This window comes from Citrobacter telavivensis (genome assembly GCF_041807075.1).
GTDB lineage: Bacteria > Pseudomonadota > Gammaproteobacteria > Enterobacterales > Enterobacteriaceae > Citrobacter_A > Citrobacter_A telavivensis.
Map to the genome: position 1 here is coordinate 1,585,497 of NZ_JBGUBF010000001.1, position 15,581 is coordinate 1,601,077.

Here is a 15,581-nt window from a genome sequence, read left to right on the forward strand (position 1 = left end):
CATCATCAGAATGCGTAGTTAACGCCTACGCCCGCATAGTGAAATCTGTCACTATCACCTTCGTCGTGATCTTCCCACTCGTAGGCATATTCCAGCGTCATCGACAGGCCATTCTGGAAATCATATGCATACTGTAATCCGAGGCGGTTGAAGTCATGACCTTCACGCGCAGGATCGTCTTGCCAGTCCCAGTTACTCCAGCGATCCAGACCGATGCGCGTATAAGGTGTTAACGTTGTATTACCAAGAGAAAGCGGTAAGTACGCGCGGATCTCCTGAGTCGAAAATTCACCGTTATTCCGGTGTTCCGCAAGGTTAAAACCGCGTTCGAGGTAATAGTTTACGATCACGCCAACCGTTTCGTTAACGGTATAGTGCAGGCCCGTTTCGCTTTCGACGCGACTGTCGGAATAACCGGTGGTACTCAGGTCGTTGACAAACTGATACATCGCAAGCCATCCGCTAAAGCGCAAACCATCTGTGAGTTTTATATCCCAGTCCGGTTGCACCTTCCAGCGCTGCATATTCGCTGTGTCTTTACCCGCTTCATTCACATAGTGATAGCCGTAATTACGAAAACCACCGGTTAAGCCAAAACCGAAGTCATCACTTTCCTGGAACTGATAGTGTACTTCCAGTTCCGGACGATCAAACCAGGTGCCGCGTTTACCGGCGCTGTAGTCAACCGGTCCCTCCTGATAATAGGCCAGCGAAATTCTCCATGGGCCGTTTGCCGCATTAAAATAAACTGAAGGTTCGGCAAGGCCATCCATATCGTCGCCGTAGCCTTCAACGTTTTCAATTTCGTACATGGCGCCAACGTTAAAATGCCAGTCATTTTTTTCGGCAGCCTGTGCGCAAGATATCGCTGCGCACAGCATTAGCGCAGTAGAGGACAATAAGGTTTTCATTTCTATTCCTTGTTAAATGACAGAAAAATGAAATTTTGTTAGAACCAGGGCTTGCACCCTGGGCAATGTAATTATGTAATAGCGAATTCCGTCTCTGCGTCAAAGAAATGGCATTTCGCCATATCGAAATGGATGGTGATATTTTCTCCTGCATAATAGTCATTAACAGACCCGGCACGGACCACCAACTCATGCCCCCCAATTGTGGTGTACAGCATAAATTCTGCGCCAGTGAGTTCCGCAACGCTTATTTTTGCTGTCACGCTATTCTCTTCTTGCATTCCGGGATGAATATCCTCCGGGCGGATGCCCATCACGACCGCTTTATGTTCATAATTCTTCGCTTTTACTGTTCGCAGTTTGTCTTCCGGGAGGGTTAATTTAAGTGTTTCGGTGACAAACTTATTTCCGTCGATCGCGCCACGAATAAAATTCATTGCCGGAGAGCCAATAAAACCCGCAACGAACATATTTGCTGGCTGGTTGTAAACCACTTTTGGTGCACCGACCTGCTGGACAATGCCGTCTTTCATAATCACAATCCGCGTTGCCATCGTCATCGCTTCAGTCTGATCATGCGTGACGTAGACCATGGTGGTATTCAGCTTCTGGTGCAGTTTGCTGATCTCTGCGCGCATCTGGACACGTAATTTGGCATCGAGGTTAGAGAGCGGTTCATCCATTAAAAACACGCCCGCTTCACGCACAATTGCACGCCCCAGGGCAACACGCTGGCGTTGACCGCCCGATAGTGCGCCAGGTTTACGTTTGAGATACTCCCGTAAACCGAGGATCTGCGCGGCCCAGTTGACCCGCTCCTCAATGATGCCGGCATCAATCTTTTGCATCTTCAGGCCGAATGCCATGTTGTCGTAGACACTCATATGCGGATACAGCGCATAGTTCTGGAAGACCATCGCAATATTGCGCGCCTTTGCGGGAACATCATTCATCCGCTTACCGTCGATCAACAGTTCGCCAGCGCTGATCTCCTCCAGACCCGCAATCATCCGAAGTGTGGTTGATTTTCCGCATCCCGACGGACCGACAAAAACAATAAACTCTTTATCTTCAATTTCTAGGTTGAAGTCTTTAACCACATGCACCTGGTTGTCATAAATTTTGTGTATATGCTGCAACGAAAGCTGTGCCATGTTGATTCCTTTACTTGTCGAGTTGCCAGAAAGCCGATAAGCGCGGCCACGTCAGAAATTCCGTTGTCGGCAGCAGCAGGTCTGCGCCAGTTAAGGAGGAACCAATGCCCACCGAATGCATTCCGCAGGCGTTAATCGCATCAATCCCCGCCTGCGCATCCTCAACGCCGATGCATGCCTGCGCACTAACGTGCAGACCGTTGCACGCCGCCAGAAAAATCTCCGGATCGGGTTTTGAGCGTTGAATTCGTGTGGCATCGGCGCAAAAATCGAAATAAGGCGTTAACTGAAGCGCCTGTAAAATCGCGGGCGCATTCAGTGAAACCGACGCCAGTCCCGTTTTAATCTGTTCAGAACGTAACGTGCTAAGCAGTTCCCGGATCCCCGGCAGTACCGCTTGTGGCGTCAGCGTCCGTAATGAATCGACATACCACGCGTTTTTGCGCGCCGCGATCCGATCGCGCTCAGCCTGAGTGAAAGCCCCCTCTTTTCCACCGTGGCGCAATATTCGCAACAGCGATTCTCCGCGGCTGATGCCTTTCAGGCTGTCGTTGAACACGTCATCAATGGCAATTCCCAACTCATTGGCAATTTTCCGCCAGGCAAGAAAGTGCAAATGCGCGGTATCGGTGATCACACCATCCAGATCAAACACGATTGCCTGGGGTTTCATTCATCCTCCTTGTGTGTGGTAGCGGTCCCATTTGCAGCCAAAATAAAATCAGTGAGTGAAGCGCTGTATTTGTCCACAATCGTCACCGGCGTCCCCTTCAGAAAAAGCGTCACCGGCGACGAGCACTCGATGTGCACACTCCGTTGGTTTAAGGTGATTGTTACCTCACTTCCCTGCCAGTGCAGAGGAAAGGTAAGTTGTTGCCAGCTATCGGGCAGTAGAGGGTTGAGATGCAACTCGCCGTTACGCACGTTCACCCCGGCAAAGCCCTGAATGGCCCCCAGCCAGATGGCCCCCGTAGCGGCCGCGTGGATGCCGTCATCACAACTGTGAGGATCGTCACCAAGGTCAATTTGTGCGCCATCGCGCCAGAATTGATAACCCTGCTTTGCATTATTGCAACGCGTCGCCACAATCCCGTGAATGGCTTTACTCAGTGAGGAATCATGAATGGTACGAGGTTCATAGAAATCCAGGTTGGCCTGACAAATATCCGGTGTGAATAACTCAGGGAGCATATACATCAGCATCACCACATCCGCCTGCTTCAGGATTTGCATCTCATTGACTTCCGCCCGTGAGTAATCCAACAGGATCGTTTGCTTTCCGGCCTTTGTCTTGTACATTGCCAGGTCAATCGCGGGCTTACTGAGGAACGAGTCATCCTGCGGCAAAATGCCATCAGTCTGTACTTCGGGGCGCCAGAGATGCTGCAAAAAGTGCTCGGCGCGATGGATAAATGCATCATCTGCGCAGCCAAACCGGCGAGCAAAATACAACGCCTGACTCACGTTGTAATACGCCATGTAATTGGTGAAGGCGTTATTATTCACGTGTTCGGTATATTCATCCGGACCAATCACATCATAAATTTCAAGTCGGCCATTCACGTCAGTGGTTCGACTGATCCAGAAACGCGCTGCCTCCAGCAGCAGCGTAAGACCTTCGCGAGACATGAATGGCTCATCACCTGTAGCCTGCCAGTAATTCACTACGGCCCAGGCGATATCGGCCACCAGATGATGTTCCGCCTGTGCGGAGGCAACCTTCTGGCGTAAACCGGTACGAATATTGATGGCGGCGAATTCCGGCGTCTCCTCATCTCCGCTACGCGCACTTTCCCATGGGAATAGCGCGCCCTGCCAGCCGTTCTTGCGCGCCTTTTCACGTGCCCCCGCCAGGTTGTGCCAACGGTAACGCAATAAGTTCCTGGCTATAGTCGGTTCAGTGAACAGATGAAGGGGTAACAGGAACACTTCGGTATCCCAGAAAACATGTCCCTTGTACCCTTCCCCGGTCAGCCCTTTCGCGCCGATACTGCAACGCTCATCATGGGCAGGCGTCATGATCCGCAGATGATACAGGGCGAAATCCAGTGCTCGCTGATCGTCCTTGTTCACACTGCTCACCTGCACGCGACGATGTTGCCACCAGTTCTGCCAGTTAGCCGCCGATTGCGCCAGCAGCGCCTGGTAGCCCTGCGCCGCACAAGCTTCAAGATGGCGAAGTCCCTGTCGTCCCCATGTTTCCAGCGACACATCGCGCCCTGTTGTCCACTCCACCCATGTCAGTTTTTCCAGCGTCAACCGCTCACCCGCTTTCACCTGCGCTTGAGTATGTTGTACAAGCCGCCGTTCTTTGGCTGTAAAGCAGGACTGTGCTTCCCCGTTGATGTGACAGTGCGTGGAGACAGAGATATCACTGTGACCATCCTGAGTTGTATAGATCCCCTGTAAGAGATGTTGGCCGAAAACCCGTACCTGCTTTTCATCCAGATGCTGACGGCCGTGGTTGGTCATTGTCGCGTCAATGCCGGTGGATAACGCTATTGTGGCATCACCATCAAGCGGGGTAATAGACAATGTCATCGCCAGCAGCGGCAACTGTTCCGCAGACGAGAACCGACGGCTTTCAATGGCAAATCGCGCGCCGTCAGGTGCGCGCCAGATCAGTGAGCGCATCAGTTCGCCACTGGAAAAGTCTATTTCACGCTGCCAGCATTCAAGCGTTCCACTGAGTAAAGAGAAAGGCTCGCCGTTCAGGAAGATGTCGACTCCTGTCACGTCGGGCAGATTCACCAGCTCGGTGATATCGCCTTTGCCCGCCCGATGATACAAACCCGCCAGAAACATACCACGCGTTTGTTGGGTATAAGCCTCCTCGTGGCTGGCGCGGATCCCCATATAACCGTTGCCCAACGCCAGTAAGGAGGCGTATTTATTTATCTGATGCGGGCAAAAACCCGGTTCTGGTAATTTGACTGGTTTACTCATAGCTCCACGCACATCCCTGTTTCTGCAGACTGATAAAGCGCCGACACTAACTGCTGTATCACGACGCCTTGTTCGGCATCCGCGATGGTGACCGGTGCGCCCTGCACATGGTTCACGAACGCCTCCATACTGCGAAAATGGCGCTGGTCATCTGCCTGCTCCTGCTCAAAGAGCATCTCCAGTTCGCCATTTCTGTCGGTATACACGCGTACCGGGAACAGTGTCGCCCCCGCCTTGTCGCCGCAAAAATTCACATTCATGATGGATTGTTCTGGAATATTCAACGCGAAGGAGGTTTCAAGACGCAGTATGCTGCCGTTATGAAACTCAATGGTGCCAAACAGCGAGTCCTCAACGGTATAATTCGAAGGATCCCACTCACCGAACTGCCCACAATTTTTCTGTGTCCCAATTCTCTGGAAACTATGCGCCCACACTCGCTTCACCAGTGGGAAACCCAGCACATACATCGCCGCATCCAGCATATGAACGCCAAGATCGATCAGCGGTCCACCGCCCTGTAAGGCTTTATTGGTGAATACGCCCCAACCGGGCACACCGCAGCGGCGAAGCGCTCTGGCGTTGGTCACGTAGATTTCGCCGAGCACGCCCGCCGTGACCTGTTCGCGCAGCAACTGTGTATCCAGTGCAAATCGATGATGAAAATCATACGCCAGCACGTTGCCCATGCGACGAGCGGTATCACGCATCTCCTGCGCCTGCGCCGGCGTCATCGCTGGCGGTTTTTCACACATCACGTGGCAACCGGCCTTCAGCGCCAGCAGAGTGTGTTCGTAGTGAAAGCGATTCGGCGAACAGACGCTGACAATGTCGGGCTTCACTGTTTGCAGCATCAACTGCGGATCATCCCAGACCTGCGCCTGACCGTATTTTTCTGCCAGCGCTTGTGCCTGAGACAGGCGACTGTCACAGACAGCCACCAGTTCCAGATCTTCACGAGTGCAGTAATACGAAGCATGAACCTTATCCGCGACCTGCCCGGCGCCAATAATGGCGACGCGCAGCGGTGAGCTTGTCATTGCACTTTTCACGGCAACCTCTTAGCAGGTACGCAACCAGGCCAATGACTGACGGTAGGCTTCAGGCAGGTTCTCTGCGCGAACCCGACCTTCATACACCACGTAACCCTGATAATTATCGTCGCGCAATTGATCAAACAGCTGGCGGAAATTCAGAGTGCCCGTACCCGGCTGATAACGGTGGTTATCCGCAATATGCACATGACCCAGCAGATCACGGTTGTCGTGCAGCGCTTTCGTCATGTCGTCTTCTTCGATATTCATGTGATAGAAATCGCCGATAATCTTTACCTGCTTCAGATCGTTTTCCACGATGTAGCGACGTGCATCTGCCAGGGTGTTGATCATGTGATCCTGATAGCGGTTAAGCGGCTCCAGGTACACCGTTGTTCCCGTACGCTCCGCCACCTTGTCGAGATAACGTAGCGAGTCGCTGACCATTTTGCGATCGCCCTCCAGACTCCGCGGTGAGACCATAGGTGGCAGCCGAAACGTAAACATTCCCCATGCGGCAGGGACAATAATGCCCTGCCCACCTACCTCTGCCAGCGCTTCCAGGATACGTTCAATTTGCTTTAATCCGTTAAGACGACGTTCTTCAATAAAATCACCTATCCAACCGTCATAGCCGCCGCATGCGGTTGTCACCGGCAGACCTGTTTCTTTGATAGCCGCTTTGACCTCATCGAGATGATTGACCAGCAATTTGCCATCAATTTCAAAACCATCAAAACCCATCGCTTTGATATAAGAGAATTTTTCCAGGATATTTTCCGGAAAAAATGCCTGATTCTGTGTACCGATTTTCATCTATTTTCGTCCCTGATAATTAAAATGTGACGCCCATTTTGATGCTCTGCTCCGGGTGCCTGTCGACAAACTGCATGTAGCTTTCCGGGCTGTTGGCAAAGGTCACCACCGGGTCGATGAGATCTTCACAATTCAGATAACCGTTCATCAGCAGTTCCCAGCAGGTTTCTTCAATACGCTTACGGCTCCAGCGCGGATAGTCCGGGTTCGGTTCGCTGCAGGCGCGCGAGAAAACAATGTTGGCGTTATTGAAATGCGCTTCGCGCCCCAGGTTAAATCCTTCGGCAAACGGTTTGGCAAACGCGACGTAAGAGATGGTGCCACCGTAGGCCAGTCCGCGTAACGCCGATTGCAGCGCATCCGCAAAACCGCTGGTTTCAATAATCACGTCCGCGCCCTGCTTACCCGTGAGCGCTTTGATCTCCTTACCGACATCCGTCCCCATGGGGTTCAAACAGAAATCTGCGCCATGTCGGCGGGCAATATCACAACGGTGCGCAATAGGATCCACACCGATAACCACCGAGGCCCCGGCTTTTTTCGCCAGTTGTACTGCGATCTGACCAATAGCCCCGAGCCCGACGATGACAACAAAATCACCCACACGTACATTGGCATCACGCACGCCGCTCATCGCGAACTGGGCCGGGTCATAGCAAACAGCATTCTTCCATGAACTTCCCTGCGGCATTTTGCGCAGTTTATAGTTGTTCACGCCGTTGATAATGACCGTCTCGGCTAAGGGACCGTAACCACAGACGCTGTCCCCTACGGCGTAGTCGGTAACATCGCCGCCACATTCGATAATGTCACCAACCACCATATTGCCGAGCTGGAATTTGCCGAATTCGATACCGCGCGGCGCGCCTTCCGGACGCGGCATGAACATCTGCCACTCAGCGTTAAAGTCCTCATCGATAAACGGGCTGGCGGCACGAAAATCTACCACCTCCGTACCGTGCTTCGGCGCGCCATAGCGCACGCGTATTTTTACCTCATTCGCCAGTACCGGGCGTTCGTCATACTCCACCAATGCAGCAACACGCGGCGCAGTAGCAACTAACTTTTTCATTTACAACTCCTTGATTAAACAGGCCGCCTTAGCCCTTCACGCCACCGGCGGTCAAACCACTCTTAATAAAACGTTCCGAAAGCGCATACATAATGACGACCGGCAATGCTGTCACCAGTGACGCCGCCATCATGCGTCCCCAGATATAGTCAGGCGTGCTGAACAACGCATTCAGGCCGACAGGTAAAGTGAAATTGCTGGCACTGGAGAGGAAAATTGATGCAAACAGATAATCGTTCCAGGCCACCATAAAGCAGTAGACAAACACCGACACCAGCCCGGACATCGCCAGCGGCACGGTAATACGAAAGATAATTTGCAGGCGGTTCAAACCGTCCATCATCGCCGCCTCTTCTATCTCATCCGGGATCGTGTCGAAATAGCTTTTCAGCATGAACACCGCAGTGGGCAACGTCTGGGTCACCATCGTGACGATCAGCGCCATTTCTGTGTCGTAAATGCCCAGCACCGTGATGATTTTGAACAACGGCACCACCAGCAAAATGCCGGAAAACATGTATACGGTGTAGAAACTGGCATTAATGGTCATCCGCCCCTTAAAGCGCAAACGCGAGAGTGCATAGGCACCGAGCACGCCAAGAAAAACAGCCACCACCGACGAGACGACGGACACCACCAGGCTGTTACGGAAATAATCGACAAAGGGAAAAATCAGCGGATTAAAAATGTCGATATAGTGTTCCAGCGTCCAGTGCTGCGGTAACAACGTGGGATGGAGCGATATCGCCTCTTTAGCACTCTTGAACGACGTCATCAGCATCACAAAAAAAGGAAACAGCGTGATGACCAAAAAAACGATTAATCCGCAGTAAAAGCCGAAACGTTCTAACTTGCGCTTATTTGTTGCCATTGAGGTTCACCCGTTTTCTGGTCAGCAGGATGACAGCGAAAATAATGACGAAGAGGACCACGGAAATTGCGGCGGCTTTTCCTAAGTCATTAAAGGCAAATGCTGTTTTATAGAGATACACACCGAGAATATCGACTTTCGTGGTCAGCAGATAAACATCGGCGAACATGTAAAACATCCAGATGGTGCGTAACGTAATCACGGTTGCCAGCACGGGCATAATGGCGGGCAGAGTAACGATCCGAAAACGCTGCCAGACATTCGCGCCATCCATTTCGGCCGCTTCATACAGCGATTTATCAATGGTTTGTAAAATCGCCAGGAACGAAATGAAGGCATACGGGAAGTAGCGCCAGATGGCGAACAGCACCACCAGAACAAAGCTGCTGCCGGGGTTGTCAAACCACAGCGGTGCTTGATCGAACAGATGCAGGAGATCGACCCCGAGATAATTCACGATGCCATAACCGTTGTTAAACATGTACTTCCACGCGAACACCAGCGAGATGGACGGCGTAACATAAGAGAGGATCACCAGTGAGCGCGCCGTCTTACGCAGACGAAATTCGCGATTAAAAAACATCGCCACGCCCAGTCCGAGTACCGTACTGCCCAGCACCACCAGTGCCGTATACCAGACCGTCATCCACAGCGAATGCCAGAATCCGGGATCGGATAAGATGCGGATATAGTTGCTCAAGCCGACAAATGTGGCTTCAATTCGCGGATTAAGCGGCAACCGCATAAAGCTGATTTCAATATTCGATAGCATCGGCCAGACCACCAGACCGCCCAGCAAAAGCAAACTGGGCGCCAGGAGCAGCATGGCAAACGGCAGATCAGAGCGACCTGAAAAGAACCTGTTCATCACGGCGTTCCACTTCCCCATTAGTGCTGCTCAACAAGGTCATCCAGTTTCTTCTGGCTTACCTTGATGGTCGCTGAGAGATCGGCTTTCCCGACCGTGACGTTATGTACCATCGTACTCACCACGCCGGAACCGGTAACGTCACCCATGCGGGTAAAGTTTTTATCGCCAACCGCTCCAAACACCTGGATGTGAGGCAACTCAGCAATGAGTTGATCAGGCAGCGTTCCTAATGCTTTGATCACCGCGTTATCTTTCCATGTGGCGGTTTCCACTACGGCTTTATTTACCGGCAGAGCCGCACCAGGCGACATCATTACCCAGTCAGCGATGTTGTCTGCCTGCTCCATGAAAGTGACAAACTTCTCTGCCGCTTCCGTCTCGTCAGACTTTTGACCCGCAGTGATAGTGAGTGAGGTCAGCATGCCGTACACAGCCGCGTTCTTTTCCGTCGGGACCACGAATCCCACATTTTGCGGATTGCCTTCTTTGATCACTGCAGGAAGGATATAGGTTGAATAAATCGCCATTGGCGCCGTGCCGTTCATGAAGGCATCCTTCACTTCCATGATGTCGTTAGACCCCGGCATCGTGTTTTCTGCAAGCGAACGGTAGTATTCCAGCGCCTGGGCCATTTCTGGTGTGTCGAGGGTTATTTTTCCCTGTGCATCAAAAACGTTGGCCTGATTTGAAAGTGCAAACTGCGAGAAGGACTGCTCGGTAAGCACACTCTCTGCCGTGGGCAGTGCGATGCCAAATTTCTTGTTGGTGGGATCGTTAAGTTTTTGCGCGACGTTGAGTAATTCTTTCCAGTTTTTGGGTTCTTCCAGACCCGCTTTCGCCAGTACATCTTTGCGATACCAGATACCGCCGATCCAGGCGCTCACAGGCACGCCCGTCCACGAACGTCCATCCTCAGTACGGACAATGCGCAATACACCATCATAGAACGCCGTTTCACCCACCGAATGAATCACTCTGGTCACCGCATCACGATCGATAAGTGATTCCTTATCCATCACTTTCGCGTAGTCATGACTGGTTTCTATCACTTCCGGTAACGACCCGCTTCTCGCCAGCGTGATGACCTTTGTGTTGTAGGCGTCCTCTTCTACTGGCACCTGTTTCACGCTGATCTCCGGGTTCGCTTTTTCAAAGCGTTCAATCAGTTTCGAAATGACGGCCTGACGTTCCTGCTCAACAGAAGAGTGCATAAACTCAATCGAAACATGGGCGGATTTGTCGTCCTTACAACCTGAAATCAGGGTGCAGGAAACCAGTGCTGATAACAGCACTATTTTAGTTTTGAGCATCAGATGTTCCTTTTTATCTTTTAATCCACATAGCCTGCCAGGGTTGCAGCGTTAATGTCTCTCCGGAAACATTAATTCCGCTAATTAAATCAGTCCCTGTATAAATACCGGCATCAATGATTTGTATGCGATCGCTAAAATTAAAGAATGCATTGATCGTTTCACGTTCATCGGCCGAACGAATAATCCGCAGAACAGAAGGCGTCAGGCTGCAAATGTCAAAAGCGCTTTCGGGATGAAAGGCTTTATTGCCTCTGCGAATGATAATTAATCGGGACAACATTTGATAAACATTATGACGAAGAGAATCTTCAACCATCAATTCCGCGTCAATAGCTTGTCGTTGATACTTTTTCCGATTAATGGCCCGATTGTACCCCTGTATTTCAACGCCCTCGTAGTCATTGCGCGATCCCAAAATACTTTGAATATAAATAGCCGGAACGCCGGGGAAGGCTAACAGGAGGACATGGGTGAGAATAAATTTAGCAAGCCGATCATCGTCACTGTCATCCTGATGACTTAATGCGTCCATCCAGGTAACATTTAATTCATATGGACTCCGGGTGCCATCTGAATTATTTTTCCAGTTCACCAGCGCCCCTTCTTTTTGCAGGACTGTCACCAGTGTCAGAATATCTTCTTCCGCCAGCAATCCGCGCAGAGGATTCAGTCCAATGCCATCATGCGAGGCCAAAAAATTAAACCAGGTCGTATCATTCGAGGGCAATGTTAACGACTGTGCCCATTGGCACAATGCCCGACAATCCTGGCGATGTAGGGTGTGCAGGACAAGTGGTGGCAGAGAAAACTGATAAACCATGTGTGCTTCGTCGTGCCCATTTCCCAGATAGGAAACATTGTCTTTGTGCGGGACATTAGTCTCAGTAATGATGACCGTACCAGGGGCAATCTCATCAGCTATCGCGCGAAACAACTTGATCAGTTGGTGTGTTTTTTCCAGATGAATACAGGTGGTACCCGGTGTTTTCCACATATAGCCAACGGCGTCCAGCCGAACATAATCAGCTCCGCGTTCCAGGTAGGTCAACAGTACGTCGGTCATGGCGAGCAGTACGTCCGGATTACTGTAGTTGAGATCAACCTGGTCTTCGCTAAATGTCGTCCATAAATGACGAACCGATTTATCCTGTAAGGTAAATGGCGTTAATAACGGTAATGCCCGTGGACGCGTTACCGCATGCAAATCGGTTGTTGGTTCCATCTCAATAAAGAAGTTTTCATATCCTGGTGCCTGCTGCAAATAGCGGTTAAACCAGCCACTTTTAGCTGACATATGATTGCAAACAAAATCAAACATCAGACGGCATGACATATTTAAATCAAGAATATCATTCCACTCACCTGTCTCGGGAGCAACCTGGTAGTAATCAATGACGGAAAACCCGTCATCTGATGACCAGGGATAAAATGGTAAAAGATGAACATGTGAAAATACAGAGGAAAACCAACGCTTCCAGAACTTATTAAATGCCGGCAACGGCTTTTCGTTCTCACTATGAAATTGATCGGCATAGGTAATGAGTACCACATCACGTTCATCCCAGTGCGGCTTACGCTTTTTATTAATAAGCTTACGAGCACATTCAATACGCGCATTCAATGACTCATTGTGAAGCTCAGTCCATGTATCGCCGTAGACATTGCTAAGGCATTCCTTAATTTTTTGGTTCACTTATTTTTTCCGTGGTAGCGGTCCCATGAAAAAAGAGACTACTCCCGCAAAAATTAACTGTCAATGCAGAGAAAGGGGTTTAAAGGAGGAATTAAAACAATTTCAGCAGCCCAACAATCGACTTTGTGAGCTGCCGCAAATTAATAAGTTAGATGTGATTTAATTGTTACAAAGGAAAACGGCGGAAATTAACTTCCGGAATAACGTTTTGATATTTTCGCCGCCATGCGGCTTAAAAATGGCTCCAGTGCCAGAGCCAGCAGCATTTTCAGTGGACGGCGGGCGACGGATTTCACCGCCCACCCTGCGACACCCGCCGGGCCGTAGCGCAGTGCGGTCAGAAGCACCAGCTTACCTGCTATTTTCATTCCGGGTCTAACCTTCTGCCCGGCGCGTTGCCAGCGATTGCTCATCTCAGCCCTCTTAAATGACTTACAACTGACGGAAACGGCTACGTAAGGTAAACGTGTCCGAGGTGACATACCGTTCCATTTCCCGCAAGCGTTTCTCCCCCGCCGCCAGCTCTTTATCGACGATATCCAACAGCTCGCCGCTGGACGGTTGCTGTTCGCCAGCCGCGAGGTTGTCCGGCATCGGATCGAGCACAAACGCCAGAATGATGTAGGCGACCAGGGTGAAAAAAGCCAGCCCGAAGAAGATCGACAACACCACTAAGATACGCACCAGTTTTACCGGCACATCAAGATACTGCGCGATCCCCGCGCAGACGCCCCGCACCATGCCTTGCTGTGGAATGCGCCATAGTTTTTTGTTCAGATCAATGCCGCCCATTAGCGATCCCTCCAGTTCGGATGTTCCGCATCAAGAATATCTTCCAGCGCCTGGATACGTTCACGCATACGCTGCGCGTCGTCGGTCAACTGAACTAAACGTTGCTGTTCGCTTTGCGATAACTCCCCGCGACTGGAACGGTTGCTGTAATGCAGCCATAACCAAATCGGTAACACAAACAGCACGAAAATGGTTAACGGAATGGCCAGAAATAGCGCGCTCATGAGTACTCCTTACAGGTGATGAGCGGCGGCGCGTTCGGGCGCCGCCAGGTATTATTATTGCTTGTCTTGCTGCATTTTGGCTTTCAGCTGTGCCAGTTGCTCGCTGATTTCATCATCCGCTTTCAGGTCGGCAAACTGCTGATCCAACGTTTTCTGTTTGCCAAAGTTGTGGCTTTCCGCTTCGGCTTCCATGTGGTCAATGCGACGCTCGAAAGATTCAAAGCGCGCCATCGCTTCATCCAGCTTACCGCTGTCCAGTTGACGACGCACGTCACGGGATGAGTTCGCCGCCTGATGACGCAGCGTCAGCGCCTGCTGACGAGCGCGGGTTTCGCTGAGTTTGTTTTCCAGCTCGCCAATCTCTTTCTTCATGCGCGTCAGCGTGTCGTCCACCAGCGTCACTTCATGCTCCAGATTGCCAATCAGATCGGTCAGCTTCTGTTTTTCGATCAGTGCGGCACGGGCCAGATCGTCTTTCTCTTTACGCAGCGCCAGTTCCGCTTTCTCCTGCCACTCGGTTTGCTGAGCCGTTGCCTGTTCGATTCGACGTGATAACTGTTTCTTTTCCGCCAGCGCACGTGCCGAGTTAGAACGCACTTCAACCAGCGTATCTTCCATTTCCTGAATCATCAGACGAACCAGCTTCTGCGGATCTTCCGCTTTCTCAAGCAGTGCGTTGATGTTGGCATTCACGATGTCGGCGAAACGAGAAAAAATACCCATAATTCTATCCTCACATTTTTCTGATGTCGGGCGATGCCCTGCTGACTCTCTAATACAATCTGCGTGCCAACTTTTTAATTCTTTGATTTTGCTTGCGATGCACCGTTTTACCTCGACAGAAAAACAAGGTAAAGTGGTTAAATACACTAACATGTGGCGAAATTCATCATGGCTGAATACAAAGATAATCTGTTAGGGGAAGCCAACAGTTTTCTGGAAGTGCTGGAGCAGGTTTCCCGCCTTGCGCCGCTGGACAAGCCGGTACTGATCATCGGCGAGCGCGGAACCGGTAAAGAACTGATTGCCAACCGCCTGCATTATCTCTCCTCTCGCTGGCAGGGACCGTTTATTTCGCTCAACTGCGCGGCGCTGAATGAAAACCTGCTCGACAGCGAACTGTTCGGTCATGAAGCCGGCGCGTTTACCGGTGCGCAAAAACGTCATCCGGGGCGCTTTGAACGGGCCGACGGCGGCACGCTGTTTCTGGATGAACTTGCTACCGCGCCAATGCTGGTGCAGGAAAAACTGCTCAGAGTGATTGAATATGGCGAACTGGAGCGCGTCGGCGGTAGCCAACCGTTGCAGGTGAACGTGCGTCTGGTTTGCGCCACCAATGCGGATCTTCCGGCGATGGTCAATGAAGGCACCTTCCGCGCGGATCTCCTTGACCGTCTCGCGTTCGACGTGGTGCAACTGCCGCCGCTGCGCGAACGTCAGGCTGATATCATGCTCATGGCAGAACACTTTGCCATTCAGATGTGTCGTGAAATTCGCCTGCCGCTGTTTCCCGGATTTACGCCACATGCCAGAGAAGCGCTGCTGAACTACGGCTGGCCGGGGAATATCCGTGAATTAAAAAATGTGGTTGAGCGTTCGGTATACCGACATGGCACCAGCGAGTCGCCGCTTGATGAGATTGTGATCGATCCGTTTCAGCGTCACGTGCCAACGCTCCCCGTCGCAGAAGCCGCGACAACGGGCCCCTCACTTCCCCTCGATTTACGCGAGTTTCAGCAACAGCAGGAGAAAACGTTACTGCAAACGAGTCTGCAACAGGCAAAATTCAACCAGAAGCGGGCGGCACAATTGCTGGGACTGACCTATCACCAGTTGCGCGCACTGCTCAAAAAACATCAGATTTAGCGCTTGCCACCCCCTGAT

General features: G+C 51.3%; 16 protein-coding genes. 1 reads left to right on the forward strand and 15 read right to left on the reverse strand.

Annotated features, from left to right (window positions below):
* Window positions 1-5 precede the first annotated feature (5 nt).
* The 15 genes from ACERJC_RS07510 to pspA form a co-directional block, all read right to left on the reverse strand.
* The gene (locus tag ACERJC_RS07510) at window positions 6-911 is read right to left on the reverse strand and encodes an OmpG family monomeric porin (protein ID WP_373671383.1); all 906 of its coding nucleotides are present in this window, start codon (window positions 909-911) and stop codon (window positions 6-8) included.
* Window positions 912-982: 71 nt separating this feature from the next.
* Window positions 983-2,065 carry an ABC transporter ATP-binding protein gene (locus ACERJC_RS07515; protein WP_373671384.1) on the reverse strand — a complete coding sequence of 361 codons (1,083 nt, stop codon included), beginning with the start codon at window positions 2,063-2,065 and terminating at the stop codon, window positions 983-985.
* A gap of 10 nt (window positions 2,066-2,075) precedes the next feature.
* Entirely contained in the window at window positions 2,076-2,738 is a 663-nt protein-coding gene (pgmB, locus tag ACERJC_RS07520) for a beta-phosphoglucomutase (RefSeq protein WP_373671385.1), read from the reverse strand.
* Window positions 2,735-5,011: a glycoside hydrolase family 65 protein gene (locus tag ACERJC_RS07525; RefSeq protein ID WP_373671386.1), complete on the reverse strand. Its 2,277-nt coding sequence runs from the start codon at window positions 5,009-5,011 to the stop codon at window positions 2,735-2,737. Before ACERJC_RS07525 ends, pgmB begins: the two co-directional genes overlap by 4 nt.
* Window positions 5,008-6,063 carry a D-glucoside 3-dehydrogenase gene (gene ycjS, locus ACERJC_RS07530; protein WP_373671387.1) on the reverse strand — a complete coding sequence of 352 codons (1,056 nt, stop codon included), beginning with the start codon at window positions 6,061-6,063 and terminating at the stop codon, window positions 5,008-5,010. The genes ACERJC_RS07525 and ycjS overlap by 4 nt, the downstream gene beginning before the upstream one ends.
* Before the next feature lie 9 nt (window positions 6,064-6,072).
* The gene (gene ycjR / locus ACERJC_RS07535; RefSeq protein ID WP_373671388.1) at window positions 6,073-6,861 is read right to left on the reverse strand and encodes a 3-dehydro-D-guloside 4-epimerase; all 789 of its coding nucleotides are present in this window, start codon (window positions 6,859-6,861) and stop codon (window positions 6,073-6,075) included.
* Between the two features lie 19 nt (window positions 6,862-6,880).
* Window positions 6,881-7,933, reverse strand: a complete 1,053-nt coding sequence (ycjQ, locus tag ACERJC_RS07540) for a D-guloside 3-dehydrogenase (protein ID WP_373671389.1) — start codon at window positions 7,931-7,933, stop codon at window positions 6,881-6,883.
* Window positions 7,934-7,961: 28 nt separating this feature from the next.
* Complete coding sequence (locus ACERJC_RS07545) at window positions 7,962-8,804, reverse strand: carbohydrate ABC transporter permease (RefSeq protein WP_373671390.1); 843 nt, start codon at window positions 8,802-8,804, stop codon at window positions 7,962-7,964.
* Window positions 8,791-9,672, reverse strand: a complete 882-nt coding sequence (locus tag ACERJC_RS07550) for a carbohydrate ABC transporter permease (RefSeq protein WP_373671391.1) — start codon at window positions 9,670-9,672, stop codon at window positions 8,791-8,793. Before ACERJC_RS07550 ends, ACERJC_RS07545 begins: the two co-directional genes overlap by 14 nt.
* A gap of 20 nt (window positions 9,673-9,692) precedes the next feature.
* Complete coding sequence (locus ACERJC_RS07555) at window positions 9,693-10,985, reverse strand: ABC transporter substrate-binding protein (RefSeq protein WP_373671392.1); 1,293 nt, start codon at window positions 10,983-10,985, stop codon at window positions 9,693-9,695.
* Window positions 10,986-10,998: 13 nt separating this feature from the next.
* Window positions 10,999-12,681, reverse strand: a complete 1,683-nt coding sequence (locus ACERJC_RS07560; RefSeq protein WP_373671393.1) for a sugar phosphorylase — start codon at window positions 12,679-12,681, stop codon at window positions 10,999-11,001.
* A gap of 188 nt (window positions 12,682-12,869) precedes the next feature.
* Window positions 12,870-13,094, reverse strand: coding sequence for a phage shock protein PspD (gene pspD, locus ACERJC_RS07565; protein WP_152404430.1), 225 nt, complete (start codon window positions 13,092-13,094; stop codon window positions 12,870-12,872).
* A gap of 19 nt (window positions 13,095-13,113) precedes the next feature.
* Complete coding sequence (gene pspC / locus ACERJC_RS07570) at window positions 13,114-13,473, reverse strand: envelope stress response membrane protein PspC (protein ID WP_046480991.1); 360 nt, start codon at window positions 13,471-13,473, stop codon at window positions 13,114-13,116.
* A complete protein-coding gene (pspB, locus tag ACERJC_RS07575; RefSeq protein ID WP_042318763.1) occupies window positions 13,473-13,697 on the reverse strand; it encodes an envelope stress response membrane protein PspB in 225 nt (74 codons plus the stop codon). Before pspB ends, pspC begins: the two co-directional genes overlap by 1 nt.
* Before the next feature lie 54 nt (window positions 13,698-13,751).
* Entirely contained in the window at window positions 13,752-14,420 is a 669-nt protein-coding gene (gene pspA / locus ACERJC_RS07580) for a phage shock protein PspA (RefSeq protein WP_371896379.1), read from the reverse strand.
* A gap of 168 nt (window positions 14,421-14,588) precedes the next feature.
* On the opposite strand from pspA, the gene pspF reads away from it, so the two are divergent.
* The gene (pspF, locus tag ACERJC_RS07585) at window positions 14,589-15,563 is read left to right on the forward strand and encodes a phage shock protein operon transcriptional activator (protein WP_373671394.1); all 975 of its coding nucleotides are present in this window, start codon (window positions 14,589-14,591) and stop codon (window positions 15,561-15,563) included.
* Window positions 15,564-15,581: the final 18 nt, after the last annotated feature.